Raw genomic sequence first — 23,690 nt, 5'->3', positions numbered from 1 at the left:
GATCGGGCGGCCGGCCGCGGCGCGCGCCGCAGCCGGGCTCAACTGCTTAACGGCGATAGCGCAACGATTGAATGATCACGTCCCAGAGGGGCACCGCATTGGCCACTGCCGCATAGCCGGCATCGTTCGGGTGCAGGCCGTCGCTGCTGAGATAGCGCGCCTGAATGACCGACGGATTGGCGGGATCGCGCAATGCGGCGTCGAAGTCCGCGATGCCGTCGAACGCGCCCGAGGTCCGGATCCATGTGTTCACCTGTTGGCGGGTTTGCTCGAGCGGCGCGGGCGACAGCAACGCCGGCGCGAGCGTTGCGCCGATCACCGAGATGCCGTGCTGGTGCGCGACGGCGATAATCCGCTGATAGCCGTCGACCAATGATTGGAAGTCGCCCTGCTTGTGCGGCGCGAGGCAATCGAGCCCGGGCTGCGGCTGCGCCGCCGCGAAGCCGATATCGTTATCGCCGGCTTGCAGGATCACCACCTTGACGCCAGGGTGCGCAAGCACGTCTCGCTCGAAGCGGTTTTCCACGGCCGTGCCGTAGCACACGGAATCGTTCAGCAGCCGGTTACCGGTGAGGCCGAGGTTGAGAACGCCGATCTCGCGCGCGCCGACTTTCGCGAGACGTGCCGCGAACGCATCGGTCCAGCGCCGGTTCAGATTCACGCTGGAGCCTTCGCTGTCGGTGAGCGAATCGCCGATGGCGGCAACCGTCGAGGCGAATGGCAGATGTTTTTGCACCGCCAGCTCCGTCATCCACGCGTAATGCGTGATGCCGTTCTGGTATGCGTCGGCTGCCGTGTCACCCGTGTGATCGCCGACGTCGGACACGTAATTGACCTGGTTCGACACGCCGTGCCACACCGTCATCTTCTGCTGATCGCCCAGATACAGACTGAGCGCATACGGCACGCCCGCCTTCACGGCATAGGGGATGGGGTCCGTGTCCAGTTCCTGGCCGGGCGACAGCGTGACTTCGGTTGCGCCGCCGAACGTCGCCGCGACCGAGCTGTTGGCGGCGAGCGCCGCGCCGCCCGCGGACTGGCCGATTCGCAACGCCCTGATCACGAGCGGCGCATTGCTGTAGGCGTTGCTGACGCGGATGCGCACGGCGCGCCCGGAGAGCGTCGGGTAGACGATCTGTCTGAACGTGCGTCCTCCGACATCGGGCGTCGGGAAGATGGCCTGCGAATTATCGGGGATGGGCTCGAGCGCGGTCGCCCATGCGGAGACCCAGTGTGGCGCCAGTAGATTGGTATCCAGCGAGGCCGCGCCGGCCGGATGCGATGCGCTTAGCGCAATGCCGATGCCATAGACAACTGAGTAGAACCAATGCCTGAGTGCATGCCTGTGTGCCGTCGTTTTCATTCTTCTGTTCCTTTCACAAAAGGTCGCCGAGCGCTCAGGGTATTGGTTTGCGCCAGGCATTCTGTGCGCATGCTTACTCAAGCCGGAAAGGGGTGAAACTTTTCGTGGACCGAAAGGATTGGGAAAGCTTGACGGTGCTGCACTGGCGGCATTTCATCCTTGATTGCGGCAACGCGCGGGCGCGAGGCGACGGTGGCTTTTGATTATGGAGGGCCAGCATTTAGGGCGCTTGCGCCAGCGGCTTTCAGCTCGACCCGGCTGCCTTCAACGCTTCGATGCGCGCGCATGCGCTGTCGTACCAATACTGAATATATATAATCAGTGTCGATAGATTCTCTCCATAATAAGACGTTGTTTTGCGGTGCATGCGCCGCAGCAATTCGATGCATGCATTCAATTGCCGGATATCGGTCAAATGCTCGACGCCATATTGCTGGCATTCAATGAGCGGAAGCAGGGTATTGCATTCGATTTCCGTAAGCTCCGGATAAAAGGCATGCAAAATCAATTTTCTGTTTTGATGCACGGCAATGCGCATCGCGCCTATGTCGCGGCTGATGTTGGTTTCGTGCAGCCGGTAAAGTGCGATTACCCGGTCGATGTTTGCGAAGTGTGCGCCGGCCAGCATCGCGTCGATCCAAAAACGATGATCGCGAGCGGACGGCAGAGCCGGATTCCACCAAATATTCCGCGTCATGAACCAGCATCTGCGCCACATGGTCGTCGACGTAATAAAATGGCCGCCGCCGTCGAGTAGCGCGCACTTGATGTCCGCATCGGCCAGCATGACACTCGACCGGTTATCCTGACCCAGGATATTCACGTTGCCCCCCGTCAGCGTGACGTGCGGATTGTGATCCAGTACGTCCACCTGATAGGCCAGGCGCTCCGGCAGTGCGATATCGTCGGCATCGAGCCTGGCAATGTACGTCCCGCGCGCCGCGGCTATGGCGACATTGGTGGCGACGGCTTCTCCCTGGTTAGTTGCAAAGGTAATCACCCGGACGCGAGAATCGCCGAGAAATTGATTGAGTAAATGGGCGGTGTTGTCGGTCGAGCCGTCATTGACGACGATTACCTCAAAATCTTGATAAGTTTGCGTCAAAATTGATTCGACAGCCTCGCCAATAAAGCGTGCTGCGTTGAATGCCGGAATGATGGCGGATATCCGAGGGTAAATTGGCATGGCCTGCTCATTATTTTTCCAATTTTATTTTTCCAATAAAATTGGAAAATAAATGTTTTCCGCTGTCCATGATCGAAAGCCGCGGTGAGCCATGCCGCCGGCTCGCCTGCCAACCGGTACAGGTGGCTTTGCGGAAAGACACCAAAATATATGGGTGTTCGACGCATGCTCAGGCGTTGAATCCATTGCTTGTTCGCCATGCAAGTGTAGGCGATTGTAGCGGCTCGCAATTGCCGGATGATCGGAGATCGGGCCTGTCCGCAATCATGATGCGGCGATTCTTGATGTCGCACCCATACTTGTCAAAGAGTAATGGCAAGCGCAAGCGTCTAATTTATGAAAAGCGCGATATCGACGAGACGCGTATGACTGAATGGCGCGGCGAATAAAACCGGTTGCGTGCTGAGCGCGTTTGCGTGCGCGTATGCATGGGCACGGCGGCGCAAAGGCGGTGCGTCCCGCGCCATCCGGTCGATTCGATTTTGGCGGCCGTTCGGCGCGCACGTTTGCTGCGCGTCGCGTGACGGCGCCGATTTCACCGCTCCTTGGCCCGGGCCGTGATTGGGTCGATCGGCACGGCCTTGGCCATTGCCGCATAACCTGCGTCGTTCGGGTGAATGTCGTCGCCGCTGTTGTAAGTCGGCAGGAGCGCCGATGGATTCGCCGGATCGCGCACCGCGGCGTCGAAATCCACGATTCCGTCGAATGCGCCCGAGCCCCGGATCCACGCGTTCACTTTCTGGCGCACGGCTTCGCGTTCGGGCGGCATGGACGTCGGTGTCAGCGTGCCGCCGAATATCGCAATGCCGTGCTGGTGCGCGGCGGCGATCATCCGCTGATAGCCGTCGATCAGTGCTTGGGCATCCGGCTTGATGCGCGGGGCGAAGCAATCGACGCCCGATAGCGGCACGGGCGCGGCGATGAAATTGATATCGTTGACGCCGATCATCAGGATTGCGGCCTTCACGCCGGCGCGTGCCAGCACGTCGCGCGCAAAGCGCTTTTCGAGCGCGACGCCGAGGCAGCGCGAATCGGTGAGCAGGCGGTTGCCGCTGATGCCGAGATTGACGACGCCGAGTTCGCGCTCGCCGGCTTGTGCGAGGCGCCGGGCGAACTCGTCCGGCCAGCGTCGGTTCAGATTCGTGCTGGAGTGCAAGCCGTCCGTGAGCGAATCGCCGACCGTCGCGATCGCCGCGGTGCGGCTCGAGGGCGGCGCGTCGACCGCGAGTTCCGTCACCCATGCGGAATTCGTGATGCTGGTCGGATAGGCGCGCGCATTCGCATCGGATGTATGGTTGCCTGGCTCGGATACGTAGTTGACCTGCATGGCGGTGCCGTGCCACGCGCGCATCGTCTGTCGCTCGCCGACGTACAAGCTGAGCGCGTAAGGCTTGCCTGCGTCGATGTCGAATTCGATCGGATCGCTCTGCGCATCCTGACCGGGCGGCAGTTCGATCGCACGCCGGCCGCCGAACGTCACGACGGCCGAGCGGGGAGCCGCGAGCGCGGCGTTGCTTCCTGTCGAAGGGGCGATTCGCAATGCGTTGACCACGAGCGACGTATCGCTGTATGCGTTGCTCACGCGAATGCGCACGGTGCGGCCGGAAAGCGTCGGATAAACGATCTCGCGAACGGTGCGGCCCGCGATATCCACTGCGCCATACGACGGGGCCGGAATCGCGTGCAGCGCACTCGCCCACGCGGCGACCCAATGCGGTGCGGCACCGGGAACCGCGTGGCGTTGCGCGAACGCAGCGGCGGATGCGGCGAATGCGATGCAACACGCGAGCGCGATGAACCGCTGCTTGATCGTTTTCATGGGGCGGGTCCTACGATGAGGATTCCGGATTATATGCACGGGCCGGCGCTCATCACCCAGCCGGGCGGTTTTACTGTCAGGCGGTCAAATCGGATCGGGCAAGCGAAACCGCGCCGGTTCGCTGTATCGTCCGGGATGATTGCGGCGGCGGCGCGGGCGTGGCACGCGGCGGGTTCGCACCGTCGAGCCGGCGCCCGCCGGGCACGAAGTGCCGGCCCGTGCCGCACCGCTCAACGACGTTGATCGACGTACTCGATGTAACCGCGCCCGCTGATCGGTTCTGCGCCGCGCATCCCTTCCCACCGGTAGCCGCCGACGTAGCCGGTGCCGACGCCGAACAGCATCGGCGTATCGACGGTCCCGTCGATCACGAACAAGTCGTTGCCCTGCGCATCGCGCAGCGTCCAGACGAACTGCTTGGGCAGCGGCATTGTCGAGCCGTCGGGCGCGACGGCCGGCTCGGGCTGCAGGCTCAGCACCTGGAAATGGACGTCGGCATCGAGCCGATGCGCGCATTCACCGAGGATGCGCAGATGCGCGTAGGTCGCCGGATGGCCGTCGAACTGGACATGCGACAGGAGAAGTTGCGTCTCCGCATCGAGATTGATCACGTGATAGCTGAGCACGTCCCACGGCAGTTTCGCGGCTTTCGGCAGAAAGCGGTTATACAGCAGGTACGGTGACGAGCCGCGCGCATATTCGTAGGTGCAGAGCCCCGCTACGCCGATCGACGTGCCTTCGTGCTCGATCCTGCCGCGATAGCGGGTGACGAGCGCGATATGGTCGTAGAGCGGACCTTTCGCCAGCCAGGTGATGTCGCCCGTCGCGTGCAGCCGCAGGTCGACCGCGAAGCCCGCGCGCCGGCTCTTCAACTGGAAATCGGGATAGCGGCCGGCAAGCAGCAGCTCGTTGCCGAAGCGCAGCAGGCTGCCGTCCTCGCGCAATTCCACGTCTTGCGGCATCGAATAGCGCGTGAAGTGGCCGTCGACGGCCGCCGCCGTACCATGCACGAGCGTCGCGGTGCGCAGCGGGCCGTCGCCCGGCTGGGCCGCGAAATCGGTGTCGAATGCGCGCATGCCGGCGTTGCCGAGTATTGCTCTGCAAGCGAGAAAGTGATGTGGGGCGGGTAGATTCGAAATCGTCACGCCGTAATGCGTGAGGCCGAAGCGGCACGAGCCGCCGTTCGGCGGGAATATCAACGGTGCGGGCGGCGCGGGCCGCGCGGATGGCTTCACGGGCCGCAGCAACAGTGCGGCCGCCTTTCCCACCAGATGGCTGCGCAGGCCGCGCAGACCGTGGGGGCGCCGCCTGCTGTCGATCAGCGGCGGGCTCGGCGGAGCGAGGAAATCGCGCGTGTCGAGGAGGGTGTCCATGAGTTTCCTTGTGTCGCCCGGATGCGCCCGGCGATGCGGCGCGCGGGCCTCGTCGTCGCAGGTCCGCTGCCCGCTGGCGTGACGGCCCGCGATTCGCGGTCCGGGTTCGATGAAGGAAAGATCGCATTGAATGTGACATTGATCAATGGCAAATTAGGCGAATTCCGAACATTTGAGGCCACTCATGACGACTGCGCGTGCACATTGGAATTCGGCGCTTCCGGTCGGCCGGATCGACGTGCTGCTTGAAATCGGCGCGCAGCAGGGGCTGAGCGCGCGGAATTGCCTGGCGGGCAGCGGCGTGGCGCCGGACCGTCCGGGCGATGCGGCCAGCGCGTCGACGGCGGCGCAAGAGCTGCGCATCGTGCGCAATCTGACGCGGCTGCTGGGGCCGGACTTTCCGCTCGGCATCGAGGTCGGCCGGCGCTATCACGCGACCGCATACGGCATTTGGGGCCTGGCGCTGCTCAGCAGCGCGACGTTCGGCGACGCGATCGCGACCGGCCTGCGCCATTTGCCGCTGGCGTCGACCTTTTGCGGCATCCGCCCGGCCATGCAAGGCGGCGATCCCGCGCTGATCGTCGATGACCGCGATCTGCCGGCCGACGTGCGCGACACGCTGGTCGAGATGACGATCGCCGCGCTTATTACACTGCAATTCGATCTGGACGCGGCGAAATTGCCGGTCAAGCGCATTGCGCTCAAGATGCGCAGGCCCGCATACGCGGATCTTTATGCGGCGCTGTTCGGTGCGATGCCGGAGTTCGGCGCGGCGCAGAACGCGCTGATGGTCGACGCGTCGTGTCTGGGCTCGAAACTGCCGCAAAGCAACGCGCTGATGTGGCGAGCGTGCGACGACGAGTGCTGCCGCATGCTCGAGCGCCGCAGCCGCGGCGGCGATGACGGCCGCGGCCACGGCTGGGCCGAGCGTGTGCGCAGCCGGCTGGCCGGCGATCCGATGCCGTGCCTGACGATGGCAGCGCTCGCCGCCGAGTTCGGCATGAGCGCGCGCACGTTGCGGCGGCGTTTGGCCGATGAGGGGACGGATTACGAGACCATCGCCAGCGAGATTCGCGAGCGCCTGGCCGGCGAACTGCTCGTGACGACGGCGCTGCCGATTCCCTCCGTGGCGGAGCGGCTCGGCTACGCGGAGTCGTCTTCGTTCGCGCGGGCGTTCCGGCGCTGGAAGGGCGTTTCGCCGCTCGCGTACCGGCGCTCCGCTTGACGCGCTCCCGTTTCGTCCGCGGCCGGCCTGCCTGGTCAGGGCGCGCGGAATTTTCATGCGCAGGCGCTTGGGGAAAGCTGTCCGGCGATTGAGGATAATGATTGTTTCACGCTATAATTCGAAAGTTTGTGCTAATCAACCTCGCACCCTAGCGCCTACCTCCATCATCCCGTTCATCCGCCGCACGCCGCTTGATGCGGGCGATGCCGCGAAACTTGCGTGCGCCGTCGAGTCCGCGCGGTTTCTCGATTGCCCCGGCCGGTAAGCGAGCGCGCTGGCGCGCAAGTCAGTGCTCGGCAGGAAGACAGGTCGGCGGCAAGGGTGTCCCCCAAGGAGTCTCCCGTGTTGCCGTCTTTTTCTCCCGCTTTGCTCGCACTTGCCGACGGCACGGTTTTTCGCGGTTATTCGATCGGCGCGTCTGGCCAGACGATCGGCGAAGTCGTGTTCAACACCGCGATCACCGGCTATCAGGAAATTCTCACTGATCCGAGCTATGCGCGCCAGATCGTCACGCTGACCTACCCGCACATCGGCAACGTCGGCGTGAACGGCGAGGACGTCGAAGCGACCAAGGTGCATGCGGCCGGCCTCATCGTGCGCGACCTGCCTGCGCTCGCGTCGAACTTCCGCTGCACGCGCGCGCTAGGCGACTACCTGCGCGACGAGGGCGTTGTCGCGATCGCGGGCATCGACACCCGCAAGCTGACCCGCATCCTGCGCGACAAGGGCGCGCAAAACGGCTGCATCCTGACGGGCTCCGACGACGAAGCGAAGGCGCTTGCGTTCGCGCGCTCGTTCCCGGGCCTCGCGGGGATGGATCTCGCGAAGGTCGTATCGACGACGAAGCCGTTCGAATGGAAGCAGACCGAATGGCGTCTCGGCAGCGGCTACGGCATGCAGGAAACGCCGCGTTACCGCGTCGTCGCGTATGACTTCGGCGTTAAGTACAACATCCTGCGCATGCTGGCCGAGCGCGGCTGCCATGTGAGCGTGCTGCCCGCGCAGTCGAGCGCGGCCGAAGCGCTCGCGCTGAATCCGGACGGCATCTTCCTGTCGAACGGCCCGGGCGACCCCGAGCCGTGCGATTACGCGATCGCCGCGGCGAAGGAATTCATCGAGCGCGGCGTGCCGACGTTCGGCATTTGCCTCGGCCATCAGATCATGGGCCTCGCGGTCGGCGCGAAGACGCTCAAGATGAAGACGGGCCATCATGGCGCGAATCATCCGGTGAAGGATCTCGCGAACGGGCGCGTCGTGATCACGTCGCAGAATCACGGTTTCGCGGTCGATGCCGATTCGCTGCCCGCGAACGCGCGCGCGACGCACGTGTCGCTGTTCGACGGCACGCTGCAGGGCTTCGAGCTGACCGACAAGCCCGCGTTCTGCTTCCAGGGCCACCCGGAGGCGTCGCCCGGCCCGCACGACATCGGCTATCTGTTCGATCGCTTCACCGCGCTGATGGATGCCGCGAAGGCGAAGAGCGCCGCCTGACGGCGGCGCCGCATCGATCAAGGAGGCGCGCTCATGATAGGCCACGCACTCGGCATCACCGATCTCTGGACTTACGTGTTCGGCGTGATCTTCATCGTCCTGTTGCCGGGGCCGAATTCGATGTATGTGCTGTCGATCGCCGCGCAGCGCGGTGTGAAGCTCGGCTATCGCGCCGCATGCGGCGTGTTTGCCGGCGACGCGGTGCTGATGGTGCTGTCGGCGGCAGGCGTCGCGTCGCTGCTGAAAGCGAATCCGTTGCTGTTTTCGGCCGTCAAGTACGGCGGCGCCGCATACCTGCTGTACCTCGGCATCGGCATGCTGCGCGGTGCGTGGCGCAAGCTGCGCGCGCCGGCCGTCGCCGACGGCGCGCTGCCCGGGCGCGCCATCGACGGCGCGCGGCCGTTTCGCAAGGCGTTGGTCGTGAGCCTCTTGAATCCGAAGGCGATCCTGTTCCTGATCTCGTTCTTCATTCAATTCGTCGATCCGGACTACGCGCATCCGGTGCTGTCGTTCATCGCGCTGGGCGCGATCATGCAGCTCGCGAGCTTCCTGTACTTGAGCACGCTGATCTTCGCCGGCGCACGCCTTGCCGCCGCCTTTCGCCGCCGCCGCAAGGTCGCGGCAAGCGCCACGGGCGGCCTGGGCGGCTTGTTCGTCGGTTTTTCCGTGAAGCTCGCGTTCGCGACGCTGAGCTGAGCGGCGCGCGCACGCTAAGACGCGTATTAACGAATCATTTTTTGAATCCCGAAAGCCATGCCAAAACGCACAGACATCAACAGCATCCTCATCATCGGCGCCGGCCCGATCATCATCGGCCAGGCGTGCGAGTTCGACTACTCGGGCGCGCAGGCATGCAAGGCATTGCGTGAGGAAGGCTACAAGGTCGTTCTCGTCAACAGCAACCCGGCGACGATCATGACCGATCCGAATACGGCCGATGTCACCTACATCGAGCCGATCACGTGGGAAGTCGTCGCGCGCATCATCGAAAAAGAGCGCCCGGATGCGATCCTGCCGACCATGGGCGGTCAGACCGCGCTCAATTGCGCGCTCGATCTGCATCACCATGGCGTGCTCGAGAAATTCGGCGTCGCGCTGATCGGCGCGTCGCCCGCCGCGATCGACAAGGCCGAGGATCGCCAGAAGTTCAAGGACGCGATGACGAAGATCGGCCTGGGTTCCGCGAAGTCGGGCATCGCGCATTCGATGGAGGAAGCGTCGAAAGTCCACGCGGAAATCACGGCCGCGACGGGCGGCAGCGGCTATCCGGTGGTGATCCGGCCCTCGTTCACGCTGGGCGGCTCGGGCGGCGGTATTGCGTACAACCGTGAGGAGTTCGAGGAAATCTGCAAGCGCGGCCTCGACCTGTCGCCGACGCGTGAGTTGCTGATCGAGGAATCGCTGCTCGGCTGGAAGGAGTACGAGATGGAGGTCGTGCGCGACCACGCCGACAACTGCATCATCGTCTGCTCGATCGAAAACCTCGATCCGATGGGCGTGCATACCGGCGATTCGATCACGGTCGCCCCGGCGCAGACGCTCACCGACAAGGAATACCAGATCCTGCGCAACGCGTCGCTCGCGGTGCTGCGCGAGATCGGTGTCGACACCGGCGGCTCGAACGTGCAGTTCGCGATCAACCCGCGCGATGGCCGGATGGTCGTGATCGAGATGAATCCGCGCGTATCGCGCTCGTCGGCGCTCGCATCGAAGGCCACCGGCTTTCCGATCGCGAAGGTCGCCGCGAAGCTCGCGGTCGGCTACACGCTCGACGAGCTGAGAAACGAAATCACGGGCGGCCAGACGCCCGCATCGTTCGAGCCGACGATCGACTACGTGGTCACGAAGATTCCGCGTTTCGCGTTCGAGAAATTCCGCGAGGCCGATTCGCGGCTGACCACGCAGATGAAGTCCGTCGGCGAGGTGATGGCGATCGGCCGCACGTTCCAGGAGTCGTTCCAGAAGGCGCTGCGCGGCCTCGAAGTCGGCGTCGATGGTCTCGACGAGAAGACCACGGATCGCGACGAGATCGTGCGCGAGATCGGCGAGCCGGGCCCGGATCGGATCTGGTATGTCGGCGACGCGTTCCGCGCGGGCATGTCGCGCGAGCAGATCTTCGAGGAAACCGCGATCGATCCGTGGTTCCTCGCGCAGATCGAGCAGATCGTGTTGAAGGAAAAGGCGATCGCCGGCCGCACGCTCGCGAGCCTGACCAAAGACGAGCTGCGCTATCTGAAGCAAAGCGGCTTTTCCGACCGCCGTCTCGCGAAGCTGCTCGGCGCGACGCCTGCCGACGTGCGCGCGCGCCGCCTCGAGCTGAACGTGCGCCCGGTCTACAAGCGCGTCGATACATGCGCGGCGGAATTCGCGACGAAAACCGCCTACATGTATTCGACGTATGACGAAGAGTGCGAGGCGCAGCCAACGGCGAACAAGAAGATCATGGTGCTGGGCGGCGGCCCGAACCGGATCGGGCAGGGCATCGAGTTCGACTACTGCTGCGTGCACGCGGCGCTCGCGATGCGCGAGGACGGTTACGAGACCATCATGGTCAACTGTAATCCGGAGACGGTGTCGACCGACTACGACACGTCCGATCGTCTGTATTTCGAACCATTGACGCTCGAGGACGTGCTCGAGATCGTCGACAAGGAAAAGCCGGCCGGTGTGATCGTCCAGTACGGCGGCCAGACGCCGCTGAAGCTCGCGCTCGATCTCGGCGAGCACGGCGTGCCGATCGTCGGCACGTCGCCGGACATGATCGATGCGGCCGAGGACCGCGAACGCTTCCAGAAGCTGCTGCAGGATCTGGGCCTGCGCCAGCCGCCGAACCGCACCGCGCGCGCCGAAGGCGAAGCGCTCGCGCTGGCCGCCGAGATCGGCTATCCGCTCGTCGTGCGTCCGTCGTACGTGCTGGGCGGCCGCGCGATGGAGATCGTCCATGAGCCGCGCGACCTCGAGCGCTACATGCGCGAGGCGGTGAAGGTGTCGAACGATTCGCCGGTGCTGCTCGACCGCTTTTTGAACGACGCGATCGAGTGCGACGTCGACTGCATTTGCGACGGCGAGGCCGTGTTCATCGGCGGCGTGATGGAGCACATCGAGCAGGCCGGCGTTCACTCGGGCGATTCGGCGTGCTCGCTGCCGCCTTACTCGTTGTCGGCGCAAACCGTTGCTGAACTCAAGCGCCAGACGGCCGCGATGGCCAAGGCGCTGAACGTGGTCGGCCTGATGAACGTGCAGTTCGCGATTCAGCAGGTGCCGCAGCAGGACGGCTCGAAACAGGACATCATCTACGTGCTCGAAGTGAACCCGCGCGCGTCGCGCACGGTGCCGTACGTGTCGAAGGCGACGAGCCTGCCGCTCGCGAAGATCGCCGCGCGGGCGATGGTCGGCCAGACGCTCGCGCAGCAGGGCGTGACGAAGGAAATCGAGCCGCCGTACTTCAGCGTGAAGGAGGCGGTGTTCCCGTTCATCAAGTTCCCGACCGTCGATCCGGTGCTCGGGCCGGAGATGCGCTCGACGGGCGAGGTGATGGGCGTTGGCCAGACGTTCGGCGAGGCGCTCTTCAAGTCGCAGCTCGCGGCGGGATCGCGCCTGCCGGAGTCGGGCACGGTGCTGTTGACCGTGATGGATGCCGACAAGCCGAAGGCGGTCGAGGTGGCGCGCATGCTGCACGATCTCGGCTATCCGCTCGTTGCGACGAAGGGCACGGCTGCCGCGATCGAGGCGGCCGGCGTGCCGGTGAAGGTGGTCAACAAGGTGAAGGACGGCCGCCCGCACATCGTCGACATGATCAAGAACGGCGAGATCGCGCTCGTGTTCACGACGGTCGACGAGACGCGCGCGGCGATCGCCGATTCGCGCTCGATCCGAATGAGCGCGCAGGCACAAAAGGTCACGTATTACACGACCATGTCCGGTGCGCGCGCGGCAGTCGAAGGGTTGCGCTACCTGAAGAACTTGGAAGTCTATGATTTACAAGGCCTGCATGCTCGCCTAAACTAAGCCTCCAGTTACCTGTCGAAGCAACACGTGCCGCGGTTGAGCGGTGTTTCCGGTGTTTCGGAAATGCGCTTAATCGCGGTGATTTTTTTTATAGCCGTTTTAGCTATTGAGTCGTTTATGAGCACCATTCCGTTGACGAAGCGTGGCGCAGATCAACTGCGCGATGAATTACAGCGCCTGAAGTCGGTCGAGCGGCCGGCTGTGATCAACGCGATCGCCGAGGCGCGTGCGCAGGGTGACTTGTCCGAAAACGCCGAATACGACGCCGCGAAGGAAAAACAGGGCTTTATCGAGGGCCGCATCGCTGAAATCGAATCGAAGCTGTCGGCCGCGCAAATCATCGATCCGACCGCGCTGGATGCCGATGGCCGCGTGGTATTCGCGGCAACGGTCGAACTCGAGGATCTCGAGTCCGGCAACACGGTCAAGTATCAGATCGTCGGCGACGACGAAGCCGATCTCGATCACGGCCTGATTTCGGTCAGCTCGCCGATCGCGCGGGCGTTGATCGGCAAGTCCGAAGGCGATGTCGCCGCGGTTCAGGCGCCGAGCGGCGTGCGTGAATACGAAATCATCTCGGTGCTGTATATCTGATGGCCGGTTCCGCGGCGCCGCATCGCTTTTTTCGCCTGCTGGCGACGATCTGGGTCGGCAGCCTGCTGACGATCGGCTATGCGGTCGCGCCCGTGCTGTTTGCGACGCTCGAACGGACGACGGCAGGCTCGGTCGCCGCGCGGTTGTTCGGTATCGAGGCCACGCTGGGCGTGGTGTGCGGCGTGTTGCTGATCGGCTTGTCGAACCTGCTGGTGTGGCGCGGTCATGATGGTTACCGTTCGCTTCGCTGGCTGCTTGCCGCGATGCTCGGCTGTGTGCTCGCCGGCTATTTCGCATTGCAGCCGTTCATGAACGCGCTGCGTGTCGCCGCGCTCGAAGCGGGTACGGACGTCGGCCATTCGGCGTATGCGACGCGCTTTGCGATACTGCACGGCGTATCGAGCGCGTTTTATCTGATCGAGAGCCTGCTCGGCCTCGCGTTGATCTGGCGATTGCCGGGGCGGGACGAAGCCGCGTCATTCGGCCGCGCGCCGCAGCGCTGATCCCAAAACTCTGGCGAGGGTGCCGAGAGCGAGCCACGACAAGCACGTCGAATACCTCATGCGTGAGTGCCGCAGGCCCGATGCGGCGCGGTGGGCCGCATCGGGGCGATCCGGGCGGCGGTTTTTCGCGATTACTTTTCGTTTTGGTGTTGGCGTTTCGCGCTCGACTGACGTTTTTTCGCGCGCTTGACATTACCGCCCGCCGTCACGCGCTCGTTGCCGAGCACGCGTACTTTTTGCGGTTTCGGGCGGCGCACCGCGGGCGCGTTCGGCGATTGCTTGACCACCTTGACGACGCGTGGCGCGCGCCCCTTCGACGCCCGGTCTTCGCTGTCCGCTCCGGCCGCGCTTGCGGCTTCGCGGGCGCTCGGCAGGCCACGGCGGCCGCGCGCCGGCGCGGCTTCGGCCTGTTCGGGGCGCCAGATGACGAGCAGCTTGCCGATATGCTGGATTGGCGCGGCGTTCAGGCGGTCGCAGATTTCATCGTAGATCGCGATGCGTTCGTCGCGTTCGTCGCCGAACACGCGGATCTTGATGAGCTGGTGGGCGGCGAGGTGGACGCGGATCTCGGTGAGCACGGCCTCGGTCAGCCCTTCGGCGCCGATCAGGACGACGGGCTTGAGCGCGTGGGCTTGGGAACGCAGGGCGGAGCGCTCGGCGGGGGAAAGCGAAAGAGCTGGCATCGGAATGACGGATTCGAATCAAATTGACGGCGTGCGGCGCGCGGAGAAGAGCTGCCAAGCGGCCGGGCTTTTCTGCGGCGGAGCGCCGAAACCACGTAAAATCGCGGCTTGGGCCTGTTGGGACCGAAAGCCGCGCCAATAAACCCCGCATTATCCGCCAAAAGTGCGGCTTCACGAAGCAATCGGCAGCAATCTCTCATTCGCATGGCAAAGAATCGCTTTAACCAATCCTGGTTGCATGACCATATCAACGATCCGTACGTCAAAATGGCGCAGCGGGAAGGCTATCGCGCGCGCGCGGCGTACAAGCTCAAGGAGATCGACGAGCAGGACAAGTTGATTCGCCCCGGGCAGGTGATCGTCGATCTGGGCGCGGCGCCGGGGAGCTGGAGCCAGTACGCGCGCAACAAGCTCGCGCAGGGCAAGCGACGCGATGCGGTGCGCGAGGGCGGCATCGACGGCACGATTATCGCGCTCGACATGCTGCCGATGGAGCCGATCGCCGACGTCCATTTCATTCAGGGCGATTTCCGCGAGGACGATGTGTTGCGCCAATTGGAGGAAGTCCTCGCCGGAAGTCCGGTGGACCTTGTAATTTCGGACATGGCCCCCAACCTGTCCGGCGTTGCGGTTGCGGATGCCGCGCGCATCGAGCATGTTTGTGATCTGGCGCTCGAATTCGCGCAGCAACATTTGAAGCCGGATGGAGCCCTTTTAGTGAAATGCTTTCACGGCAGCGGCTATAGCCAGATTGTCGAGAAATTCAAGCATCAGTTCAAAACGGTGGCGCCGCGCAAGCCAAAAGCGTCGCGCGACAAATCGTCCGAAACGTTTATTTTGGGTCGGCATCTAAAGCATTCCCGTTGAAGGTGGCAATGCATGTTGGTTTCAGCCTCGGCCTTGCCGGTCGCGCCCCGCGCCTATCGGCGGGGTAGCGAATCCTTATGGCGACGGGTTGCGGACTGGATTAGAATGCCTGAGGAGCGCCGCAAGGCAAATGTAGGCGCTCGTCTATGAGTGAAGGAGTGGTGCTTTGAACAACAATATGTTTTCGAAGGCGGCAGTGTGGCTCGTGATCGCACTGGTGCTGTTTACGGTGTTCAAGCAGTTCGATAAGCCCCGCGTCCAGGAAGGCGTCTCCTATTCGCAGTTCATGGATGACGCGAAGAACGGCAAGATCAAGAACGTCGTCGTGCAGGGGCGCAACCTCACCGTCACTCCCGCAGATGGTCAGAAGTATCAGATCGTATCGCCGGGCGACATCTGGATGGTTGGCGATCTGATGAAGTATGGCGTGCAGGTCAGCGGCAAGGCCGACGACGAGCCGAACGCGCTCGTCTCCGCGCTCTACTATCTCGGCCCGACGCTGCTCATCATCGTGTTCTGGTTCTACATGATGAGGCAAATGCAAGGCGGCGGTAAGGGGGGCGCATTCTCGTTCGGCAAATCACGCGCGCGGCTGATCGACGAGAACAACAACGCGGTGAATTTCTCCGACGTCGCCGGTTGCGACGAAGCGAAGGAGGAAGTCTCCGAACTCGTCGACTTCCTGCGCGATCCGCAGAAATTCCAGAAGCTTGGCGGCCGCATTCCGCGCGGCGTGCTGCTCGTCGGCCCGCCGGGCACCGGCAAGACGCTGCTCGCCCGCGCGATCGCCGGCGAAGCGAAGGTGCCGTTCTTCAGCATCTCGGGTTCGGACTTCGTCGAAATGTTCGTCGGCGTCGGCGCGGCCCGTGTGCGCGACATGTTCGAGCAGGCGAAGAAGCATGCGCCATGCATCGTGTTCATCGACGAAATCGATGCGGTCGGCCGTCATCGCGGCGCCGGCATGGGCGGCGGCAATGACGAGCGCGAGCAGACGCTCAACCAGATGCTCGTCGAGATGGATGGTTTCGAGGCGAATTCGGGGGTGATCGTGATCGCCGCGACGAACCGCTCCGACGTGCTCGACAAGGCGTTGCTGCGCCCGGGCCGTTTCGACCGCCAAGTCTATGTCGGCCTGCCGGATATCCGCGGCCGCGAGCAGATCATGCGCGTGCATCTGCGCAAGGTGCCGATCGCGAACGACGTCGATGCGGCAGTGATTGCGCGCGGCACGCCTGGCTTCTCGGGGGCCGATCTCGCGAACCTCGTCAATGAGGCGGCGCTCTTTGCCGCACGCCGCGGCAAGCGGATCGTCGAAATGCAGGATTTCGAGGATGCGAAGGACAAGATTTTCATGGGGCCTGAGCGCAAGTCGGCGGTGATTCGCGAAGAGGCGAAGCGCGCGACCGCGTACCACGAATCGGGCCATGCGGTGATCGCGAAGCTGTTGCCGAAGGCTGATCCGGTCCACAAGGTCACGATCATTCCGCGCGGCCGTGCGCTCGGCGTCACTTGGCAGTTGCCGGAGCACGACAACGAGACGTATTCGAAGGATTATCTACTCGATCGCCTCGCGATTCTGTTCGGCGGCCGGGTGGCCGAGGAACTGTTCCTGAATCTCGTCAGCACGGGCGCGTCGGACGACTTCAACAAGGCGACGCAGACCGCGCGCGCGATGGTCGCGCGCTTTGGGATGACGGACGCGCTCGGGCCGATGGTCTACGTCGACGACGAGAATGACAGCGGTCCGTTCGGCCGCGGCTTCACGCGGACGATTTCGGAGGCGACGCAGCAGAAGGTCGACGCTGAAATCCGCCGCGTGCTCGATGAACAGTACAGTCTGGCGCGTCGGCTGCTGGAGGAAAACCGCGACAAGGTCGAGGCGATGACGGCCGCGCTGATGGAGTGGGAGACGATCGACGCCGATCAAATCGACGACATCATGGAGGGGCGTCCGCCGCGCTCGCCGAAGAGCGTGCCGCCGTCGGCAAGCGATCCGTCGTCGGGTGGTTCGTCCGGCGCAGAGGTCAAGCCGGGCAACGCCACCGCACCGGCATAAGCGGTTCCGGTTTTCGTCCACGGGCTGGTGTGGCTGTCACACCGGCCCGTTTTGCATTCGCGCGACGGTTTCGTCGCGCTCGATCCCGCGCCATTCTTCGTGTCCAGCCCAACTCCCGTCTATTCAATTCCTGAACCATTGCAGTGTGGCCGTTTCACATTGACTTTCGAGCGGCCCCTCGTGATGGGGATTCTCAATGTGACCCCCGATTCGTTCTCCGACGGCGGCCGCTATATCGACCGTCACGCCGCGCTCGCGCAAGCGCAGCGAATGCTTGCCGAAGGTGCGGATCTTCTCGATATCGGCGGCGAATCGACGCGCCCGGGTGCGCCGCCCGTGCCGCTGGACGAGGAACTCGAACGCGTGATTCCGCTCGTCGAAGCATTGCATGGGCTCGGCGTGCCACTGTCGATCGACACGTACAAGCCGGCGGTGATGCGCGCGGCGCTCGCAGCCGGCGCGGATCTGATCAACGACATCTGGGGGCTGCGTCAGCCGGGCGCGATCGACGCGGTGCGCGATAGTGCGTGCGGCCTATGCGTGATGCACATGCTGGGCGAGCCGCAGACGATGCAATTGCACGAGCCCGCGTATCGCGATGTCGTCTCGGACGTGCGGTCGTTTCTCGCCGAGCGTGCCGATACGCTCGTGCAGGCGGGGGTTGACCCTCGGCGCATCAGCGTCGATCCGGGGTTCGGCTTTGGCAAGGCGGTGATAGAACACAATTACGCGCTGCTTGCGCATCTGCGCGATACGGCGCCCGCGCGGCCCGGCGGCGGCGCGTACCCGGTGCTTGCCGGCATGTCGCGCAAATCGATGTTGGGCGCGCTCGTTGGCCGGCCTGCCGGCGAGCGCGTGGCGGCGAGCGTGGCCGCGGCGGTTTGCGCAGCCGAGCGGGGCGCCGCGATCGTGCGCGTGCACGACGTCGCGCCGAGCGTCGATGCGCTCAAGATATGGGGCGCCATGCGCGATGCCGCGCGGCGCGAATAAGTCGAAACGAGGAGGAAGGTTCTACATGGGACGTCGTTATTTCGGTACGGACGGCATTCGCGGCGAAGTCGGCGCGGCGCCGATCACGCCCGATTTCGTGTTGCGGCTTGGTTACGCGGCGGGCAAGGTGCTGGCGAGCGCGCCGGGACGCGCCGCGTCGGGCGCGCGTCCGACCGTGCTGATCGGCAAGGACACGCGGGTGTCCGGCTACATGCTCGAGGCCGCGCTCGAAGCGGGCTTCTCGGCGGCAGGCGTTGACGTGATGCTGGCCGGGCCGATGCCGACGCCGGGCGTCGCGTATTTGACCCGCGCGCTGCGCCTGTCGGCGGGCGTCGTGATAAGCGCGTCGCACAATCCGTATCACGACAACGGCATCAAATTCTTCTCCGCCAGCGGTAACAAGCTGCCGGACGAGACGGAGGAGGAAATCGAAGCATGGCTCGACAAGCCGCTCGACTGCGCGCCGTCGGACGGGCTTGGCAAGGCGCGCCGTCTTGACGACGCGGCGGGCCGCTACATCGAGTTTTGCAAGAGCACGTTTCCCGCGGAGTTCGATCTGCACGGGATGAAACTCGTCGTCGATTGCGCGAACGGCGCCGCATATCAAATCGCGCCGCACGTGTTTCACGAGCTCGGCGCCGACGTGATCCCGGTCGGTGTCGCGCCGAACGGCTTCAATATCAACGATGGCGTCGGTGCGACCGCGCCCGACGCGCTGATGCGCTCGGTCCGGGCGAATCATGCGGATCTGGGCATCGCGCTCGATGGCGACGCAGACCGGTTGCTCGTCGTCGACCGGGCCGGCCGGCTGTACAACGGCGACGAACTGCTGTACGTGCTGGTTAAAGACAGAATCGCAACGAACGGTCGAGTCGAGGGGGCGGTGGGCACGTTGATGACGAATCTGGCCGTCGAAGTCGCGCTGAAAGCGGCCGGCGTGCAGTTCGTGCGGGCGCCGGTCGGCGATCGTTATGTGCTCGAGCAACTGCATGAGCGCGGCTGGCAGCTTGGCGCGGAAGGCTCCGGTCACATTCTGTCACTCGATCGGCATTCGACGGGAGACGGGATCGTATCGGCGCTTCTCGTGCTGGCGGCGATGAAGCGCAGCGGCAAGACGCTTGCGCAGATGCTCGATGGCGTCAGTCTGTTTCCGCAGAAACTGATCAACGTGCGGATGAAGCCAGACGCGAACTGGCAGGCGAGCGACTCAATCCGGCGTGCGATCGCAAACGCCGAGACATCGCTCGCGGATAGCGGCCGCGTGCTGATTCGTGCATCGGGGACAGAACCGGTATTGCGGGTGATGGTCGAGGCGAAGCAGGCGGCGGATGCCGATCATTACGCGCAAGCGATTGCCGACGCGGTCAAGCAGGCGACTGCATAGGCACGGCGATACGCGAGCCGGCGGCCGACGCTTGGGGACCCAATTGCCCCGCGTCGGCTTTTTCATATTTGTGTGAATTTTTTCCTACGCGCGACGCGCAGAGGAATTAAGCGCGCTGGCGGTCCAGACGCACGGCAAGTTTGCCTTTCAATCGGTCATGTTACTGTCACGCTAGGTTCATCGATTGTCACATGACTGTCATGTAGAGCCCCTAATCTTCGCGGTGCCGTAGTCATCCGCTCACACACTGGAGGTCTCATGAAATTGATGCATACCGCGTTCGCAGGCTTGGCCGGCGCGCTTTTCGCGGTCGCCGCGCACGCTGCCGACATCACCGGCGCGGGCAGCACTTTCGCCATGCCGATTTACACGAAATGGGCGGCCGACTATCAGCAGTCGGGCGGCGCGAAGGTCAACTATCAGGGTATCGGATCGTCGGGCGGCTTGAAGCAGATCGTTGCGAAGACGGTCGATTTCGCCGGCTCGGATGCGCCGCTGAAAGACGACGAACTCGCGAAGGAAGGCCTGTTCCAGTTCCCGACGGTGGTGGGCGGTGTCGTGCCGGTCATCAACGTGCCGGGCGTGAAGGCGGGTGAGATTACGCTGTCGGGCGCGGTTCTCGGCGATATCTATCTCGGCAAGATCAAGAAATGGAATGACCCGGCGGTCGCGTCGCTGAACCCGAAGGTCAAGCTGCCGGACACCGACATCGCGGTGGTGCGCCGCGCGGATGGTTCGGGCACGAGCTTCATCTGGACGAACTATCTGTCGAAGGTCAACGAAGAGTGGAAGTCGAAGGTCGGCGAGGGCACGACCGTCAACTGGCCGACTGGCACGGGCGGCAAGGGCAACGACGGCGTGGCGGCGTTCGTCCAGCGTCTGCCGGGCGCGATTGGCTATGTCGAATGGGCTTACGCGAAGAAGAATCGCCTGGTCTACACTGCCTTGAAGAATTCGTCGGGCAACGTCGTCGAGCCGAAGACCGAGACGTTCAAGGCGGCCGCGGCCGGCGCGAACTGGTCGAAGTCGTTTTACCAAATCCTGACGAACCAGCCGGGCAAGGAAGCGTGGCCGGTTGTCGGCGCGACGTTCGTGCTGCTGCACGCGAAGCAGGAAAAGCCGGAGCAGGGCGCCTCGACGCTCAAGTTCTTCGACTGGGCGTTCAAAAACGGCGCGAAGGCGGCCGACGATCTCGACTACATTACGCTGCCGGCGTCGGTCGAGACGGAAATCCGCAAGCAGTGGAAGGAAAAGGTGACGGACGCATCGGGCAAGACCCTTGCCGAGTAAGCTGACGGCAGCGTTCCAAGCGGTTTGTCGCCCGGCCGGTTGATTGATCGGCGGCGGCGTGTGCAGTGCCGGCGGGCGGTTAGTGCCGCCCGTCTTTGAAAAACAGGCTCCCATGTCTGACTTTCCTCTTGCGTCGTCCCGATCCGGCGGCCAGCCGCAGCAACGCGCGCCGAGCCCGTTCGGCGACATCGTGTTCGGCGGCCTGACGCGGATCGCGGCGATCGTGACCTTGCTGCTGCTCGGCGGCATCATCGTGTCGCTCATCATCGCATCGATGCCGACCATTGAAAAATTCGGTTTCTCGTTCCTGTGGCAATCGGAATGGGACCCCAATTCCGACAGCTATGGCGCGCTCGTGCCGATCTACGGGACCCTCGTCACGTCGATCGTCGCGCTCGTCATCGCGGTGCCCGTGAGCTTCGGCATCGCGCTCTTTCTCACCGAGCTTGCGCCCGTTTGGCTGCGCCGGCCGCTCGGCATCGCGATCGAGCTGCTCGCCGCGATTCCGTCGATCGTCTACGGGATGTGGGGGCTGCTCGTGTTCGCGCCGATTTTCGCGACGTATTTCCAGAAGCCGGTTGCGGCGCTGCTGGGACCGATTCCGGTGATCGGCGCGTTGTTCCAGGGCCCGCCGATCGGTATCGGCATTCTGTCGGCTGGCGTCATTCTGGCGATCATGATCATTCCGTACATCGCGTCGGTGATGCGCGACGTGTTCGAGGTGACGCCCGTGCTGCTTAAAGAGTCCGCGTATGGCATCGGCTGCACCACGTGGGAAGTGATGTGGAAGATCGTGCTGCCCTATACGAAGACGGGCGTGATCGGCGGCGTGATGCTCGGCCTTGGCCGCGCGCTTGGCGAGACGATGGCCGTGACCTTCGTGATCGGCAACACGAACCTGCTCGACAACGTATCGTTGTATTCGCCGGGCAACAGCATCACGTCGGCGCTCGCGAACGAGTTCGCCGAAGCCGCGCCGGGCCTGCATACGTCCGCGCTGATGGAACTCGGCCTGATCCTGTTCGTGATCACGTTCATCGTGCTCGCGATCTCGAAGCTGATGCTGCTGCGCCTCGAGCGCTCGGAGGGGGGCAAATGAGTTCGCCGCTTCTCAACATGCCCGGCCCGAGCGGCGCGGCGCTCGACGCGATGCGCGCGCGTCTGCAGCGCCGCCGCAAGGCGACCAACGTGGTCGCGCTCACCGCGTCGCTTGCCGCGATGGCGTTCGGCCTGCTGTGGCTCGTCTGGATTCTCTACACGACACTGCATCTCGGCATTGGCGGCCTGTCGCTGTCGCTCTTCACCGAGTCGACGCCGCCGCCGAACACCGCGGGCGGCGGCCTGGCGAACGCGATCGTCGGCAGCTTGCTGCTGGTTGCGCTTGCGACGCTCGTCGGCACGCCGGTTGGCATTCTGGCGGGCGTCTATCTTGCCGAGTACGGCCAGAAGAGCTGGCTCGCGAGCGTGATGCGCTTCATCAATGACATCCTGCTGTCCGCGCCTTCGATCGTCGTCGGTTTGTTCGTCTACGCGCTCGTCGTCGCGAAGGCGGGGCATTTCAGCGGTTGGGCGGGCGTCGTCGCGCTCGCGCTGTTGCAGATTCCGATCGTGATCCGCACGACCGAGAACATGCTCAAGCTCGTGCCGAACGCGTTGCGCGAAGCGGCGTTCGCGCTTGGCACGCCGAAGTGGCGGATGATCCTGAAGATCACGCTGCGCGCGTCGGTGGGCGGCATCGTCACCGGCGTGCTGCTCGCGGTCGCGCGGATCGCCGGCGAAACCGCGCCGCTGCTCTTCACGTCGCTGTCCAATCAATTCTTTTCGGTCGATATGAATCAGCCGGTCGCGAATCTGCCCGTCACGATCTTCAAGTTCGCGATGAGCCCGTTCGCCGAATGGCAATCGCTCGCGTGGGCCGGTGTGTTCCTGATTACGCTGGGTGTGTTGGGGCTCAACATCCTCGCGCGTTCGGTCTTTTCGAAAAAGTAACGGCGGAGCAATCCGATGAACATGGCAGAAAGCCACCTCGATTCTTCTCTTCGCGCGGCGCAGCCAGCCGGCACGGGCGCCGCGACAGGACAGCGTCCGCTCGCGCCGTCGACGCCGAAGATCGAAGTCAAGAACCTGAATTTCTTCTACAACAAGTTCCACGCGCTGAAGAACATCAACCTGCAGATTCCCGAAGGCAAAGTGACCGCATTCATCGGTCCGTCGGGCTGCGGCAAGTCGACGCTCTTGCGCACGTTCAACAAGATGTATGCGCTTTACCCGGAGCAGCGGGCCGAAGGCGAGATCGTGATGGACGGCGAGAACCTGTTGCAATCCAAGCTCGACATTTCGCTGCTGCGCGCACGCATCGGCATGGTGTTTCAGAAGCCGACGCCGTTCCCGATGTCGATCTACGACAACATTGCGTTCGGCGTGAAGATGTTCGAAAAACTCACGCGCTCGGAGATGGACGATCGTGTCGAGTGGGCGCTGACCAAAGCGGCGCTCTGGAGCGAAGTCAAGGACAAGCTGAATCAGAGCGGCTACGGGCTGTCGGGCGGCCAGCAGCAGCGTCTTTGCATCGCGCGCGGGATCGCGATCCGGCCCGAGGTGCTGCTGCTCGACGAGCCGTGCTCGGCGCTCGATCCGATCTCGACGGGCCGCATCGAGGAGCTGATCGCCGAACTCAAGAGCGACTACACGGTCGTCATCGTCACGCACAACATGCAGCAGGCGGCGCGCTGCTCGGACTATACCGCGTACATGTATCTCGGCGAGCTGATCGAATTCGGCGAGACGGAAAAGATCTTTATCAAGCCGACGCGCAAGGAAACCGAAGATTACATCACGGGCCGCTTCGGCTGATGCGG

Annotated in this window: 19 protein-coding genes; 14 read left to right on the top strand and 5 right to left on the bottom strand. The window is 63.8% G+C overall.

Annotation, left to right across the window (positions count from 1 at the left end; translation table 11 throughout):
• Positions 1–46: 46 nt before the first annotated feature.
• The 4 genes from WS68_RS09500 to WS68_RS09480 form a co-directional block, all read right to left on the bottom strand.
• Positions 47–1,363 (bottom strand): SGNH/GDSL hydrolase family protein, encoded by a 1,317-nt coding sequence (locus WS68_RS09500; RefSeq protein ID WP_059570550.1) that lies wholly within the window; start codon positions 1,361–1,363, stop codon positions 47–49.
• A 244-nt stretch (positions 1,364–1,607) separates the two neighbouring features.
• A complete protein-coding gene (locus tag WS68_RS09495; protein WP_082709917.1) occupies positions 1,608–2,549 on the bottom strand; it encodes a glycosyltransferase family 2 protein in 942 nt (313 codons plus the stop codon).
• Between the two features lie 535 nt (positions 2,550–3,084).
• A complete protein-coding gene (locus WS68_RS09485) occupies positions 3,085–4,368 on the bottom strand; it encodes an SGNH/GDSL hydrolase family protein (RefSeq protein WP_059570547.1) in 1,284 nt (427 codons plus the stop codon).
• A gap of 230 nt (positions 4,369–4,598) precedes the next feature.
• Positions 4,599–5,741 carry a DUF6670 family protein gene (locus WS68_RS09480; RefSeq protein ID WP_059570546.1) on the bottom strand — a complete coding sequence of 381 codons (1,143 nt, stop codon included), beginning with the start codon at positions 5,739–5,741 and terminating at the stop codon, positions 4,599–4,601.
• Positions 5,742–5,925: 184 nt separating this feature from the next.
• Between WS68_RS09480 and WS68_RS09475 the strand changes: the two genes are divergently transcribed.
• The 6 genes from WS68_RS09475 (at position 5,926) to WS68_RS09450 (ending at position 13,562) form a co-directional block, all read left to right on the top strand.
• Positions 5,926–6,966, top strand: coding sequence for an AraC family transcriptional regulator (locus WS68_RS09475; protein WP_059570545.1), 1,041 nt, complete (start codon positions 5,926–5,928; stop codon positions 6,964–6,966).
• 342 nt (positions 6,967–7,308) lie between these two features.
• Positions 7,309–8,457 (top strand): glutamine-hydrolyzing carbamoyl-phosphate synthase small subunit, encoded by a 1,149-nt coding sequence (gene carA, locus WS68_RS09470; protein ID WP_059513866.1) that lies wholly within the window; start codon positions 7,309–7,311, stop codon positions 8,455–8,457.
• A gap of 33 nt (positions 8,458–8,490) precedes the next feature.
• Complete coding sequence (gene leuE, locus WS68_RS09465; protein ID WP_059570544.1) at positions 8,491–9,153, top strand: leucine efflux protein LeuE; 663 nt, start codon at positions 8,491–8,493, stop codon at positions 9,151–9,153.
• Positions 9,154–9,210: 57 nt separating this feature from the next.
• Positions 9,211–12,465 carry a carbamoyl-phosphate synthase large subunit gene (carB, locus tag WS68_RS09460; protein ID WP_059570543.1) on the top strand — a complete coding sequence of 1,085 codons (3,255 nt, stop codon included), beginning with the start codon at positions 9,211–9,213 and terminating at the stop codon, positions 12,463–12,465.
• Between the two features lie 117 nt (positions 12,466–12,582).
• On the top strand, positions 12,583–13,059 hold the full coding sequence (gene greA, locus WS68_RS09455; RefSeq protein ID WP_038749766.1) for a transcription elongation factor GreA: 477 nt from the start codon (positions 12,583–12,585) through the stop codon (positions 13,057–13,059).
• Positions 13,059–13,562 (top strand): DUF4149 domain-containing protein, encoded by a 504-nt coding sequence (locus WS68_RS09450; RefSeq protein ID WP_059570542.1) that lies wholly within the window; start codon positions 13,059–13,061, stop codon positions 13,560–13,562. The genes greA and WS68_RS09450 overlap by 1 nt, the downstream gene beginning before the upstream one ends.
• 131 nt (positions 13,563–13,693) lie before the next feature.
• On the opposite strand, the gene WS68_RS09445 is transcribed toward WS68_RS09450, so the two are convergent.
• Positions 13,694–14,245, bottom strand: coding sequence for a YhbY family RNA-binding protein (locus tag WS68_RS09445; RefSeq protein ID WP_059570541.1), 552 nt, complete (start codon positions 14,243–14,245; stop codon positions 13,694–13,696).
• Between the two features lie 204 nt (positions 14,246–14,449).
• On the opposite strand from WS68_RS09445, the gene WS68_RS09440 reads away from it, so the two are divergent.
• The 8 genes from WS68_RS09440 to pstB all read left to right on the top strand — a co-directional run bounded on the left by WS68_RS09440 (position 14,450) and on the right by pstB (position 23,685).
• Complete coding sequence (locus WS68_RS09440) at positions 14,450–15,112, top strand: RlmE family RNA methyltransferase (RefSeq protein WP_059513848.1); 663 nt, start codon at positions 14,450–14,452, stop codon at positions 15,110–15,112.
• A gap of 166 nt (positions 15,113–15,278) precedes the next feature.
• Positions 15,279–17,168, top strand: coding sequence for an ATP-dependent zinc metalloprotease FtsH (gene ftsH, locus WS68_RS09435; RefSeq protein ID WP_059570540.1), 1,890 nt, complete (start codon positions 15,279–15,281; stop codon positions 17,166–17,168).
• Positions 17,169–17,351: 183 nt separating this feature from the next.
• Positions 17,352–18,158 carry a dihydropteroate synthase gene (gene folP / locus WS68_RS09430; protein ID WP_442857156.1) on the top strand — a complete coding sequence of 269 codons (807 nt, stop codon included), beginning with the start codon at positions 17,352–17,354 and terminating at the stop codon, positions 18,156–18,158.
• Positions 18,159–18,183: 25 nt separating this feature from the next.
• Positions 18,184–19,542, top strand: a complete 1,359-nt coding sequence (gene glmM / locus WS68_RS09425) for a phosphoglucosamine mutase (protein WP_059570539.1) — start codon at positions 18,184–18,186, stop codon at positions 19,540–19,542.
• 258 nt (positions 19,543–19,800) lie between these two features.
• Positions 19,801–20,832, top strand: coding sequence for a phosphate ABC transporter substrate-binding protein PstS (gene pstS, locus WS68_RS09420; protein ID WP_059570538.1), 1,032 nt, complete (start codon positions 19,801–19,803; stop codon positions 20,830–20,832).
• 112 nt (positions 20,833–20,944) lie between these two features.
• Positions 20,945–21,931, top strand: a complete 987-nt coding sequence (gene pstC / locus WS68_RS09415; RefSeq protein WP_059570537.1) for a phosphate ABC transporter permease PstC — start codon at positions 20,945–20,947, stop codon at positions 21,929–21,931.
• Positions 21,928–22,821 (top strand): phosphate ABC transporter permease PstA, encoded by an 894-nt coding sequence (gene pstA / locus WS68_RS09410; RefSeq protein ID WP_059570536.1) that lies wholly within the window; start codon positions 21,928–21,930, stop codon positions 22,819–22,821. The genes pstC and pstA overlap by 4 nt, the downstream gene beginning before the upstream one ends.
• A 15-nt stretch (positions 22,822–22,836) precedes the next feature.
• A complete protein-coding gene (pstB, locus tag WS68_RS09405; RefSeq protein ID WP_059570535.1) occupies positions 22,837–23,685 on the top strand; it encodes a phosphate ABC transporter ATP-binding protein PstB in 849 nt (282 codons plus the stop codon).
• Positions 23,686–23,690: the final 5 nt, after the last annotated feature.

This window comes from Burkholderia sp. TSV86 (assembly GCF_001522865.1).
Classification (GTDB): Bacteria; Pseudomonadota; Gammaproteobacteria; order Burkholderiales; family Burkholderiaceae; genus Burkholderia.
This window is presented reverse-complemented; position numbering and strand designations above follow the sequence as displayed.

Coding starts and splice junctions, on each gene's coding strand:
- WS68_RS09450 (WP_059570542.1), top strand. CDS start 13,059: ATGGCCGGTTCCGCGGCGCCGCATCGCTTTTTTCGCCTGCTGGCGACG.
- pstS (WP_059570538.1), top strand. CDS start 19,801: ATGAAATTGATGCATACCGCGTTCGCAGGCTTGGCCGGCGCGCTTTTC.
- WS68_RS09485 (WP_059570547.1), bottom strand. CDS start 4,368: ATGAAAACGATCAAGCAGCGGTTCATCGCGCTCGCGTGTTGCATCGCA.
- greA (WP_038749766.1), top strand. CDS start 12,583: ATGAGCACCATTCCGTTGACGAAGCGTGGCGCAGATCAACTGCGCGAT.
- leuE (WP_059570544.1), top strand. CDS start 8,491: ATGATAGGCCACGCACTCGGCATCACCGATCTCTGGACTTACGTGTTC.
- WS68_RS09500 (WP_059570550.1), bottom strand. CDS start 1,363: ATGAAAACGACGGCACACAGGCATGCACTCAGGCATTGGTTCTACTCA.
- pstC (WP_059570537.1), top strand. CDS start 20,945: ATGTCTGACTTTCCTCTTGCGTCGTCCCGATCCGGCGGCCAGCCGCAG.
- glmM (WP_059570539.1), top strand. CDS start 18,184: ATGGGACGTCGTTATTTCGGTACGGACGGCATTCGCGGCGAAGTCGGC.
- folP (WP_442857156.1), top strand. CDS start 17,352: ATGGGGATTCTCAATGTGACCCCCGATTCGTTCTCCGACGGCGGCCGC.
- WS68_RS09445 (WP_059570541.1), bottom strand. CDS start 14,245: ATGCCAGCTCTTTCGCTTTCCCCCGCCGAGCGCTCCGCCCTGCGTTCC.
- carB (WP_059570543.1), top strand. CDS start 9,211: ATGCCAAAACGCACAGACATCAACAGCATCCTCATCATCGGCGCCGGC.
- pstA (WP_059570536.1), top strand. CDS start 21,928: ATGAGTTCGCCGCTTCTCAACATGCCCGGCCCGAGCGGCGCGGCGCTC.
- WS68_RS09475 (WP_059570545.1), top strand. CDS start 5,926: ATGACGACTGCGCGTGCACATTGGAATTCGGCGCTTCCGGTCGGCCGG.
- WS68_RS09440 (WP_059513848.1), top strand. CDS start 14,450: ATGGCAAAGAATCGCTTTAACCAATCCTGGTTGCATGACCATATCAAC.
- WS68_RS09495 (WP_082709917.1), bottom strand. CDS start 2,549: ATGCCAATTTACCCTCGGATATCCGCCATCATTCCGGCATTCAACGCA.
- WS68_RS09480 (WP_059570546.1), bottom strand. CDS start 5,741: ATGGACACCCTCCTCGACACGCGCGATTTCCTCGCTCCGCCGAGCCCG.
- pstB (WP_059570535.1), top strand. CDS start 22,837: ATGAACATGGCAGAAAGCCACCTCGATTCTTCTCTTCGCGCGGCGCAG.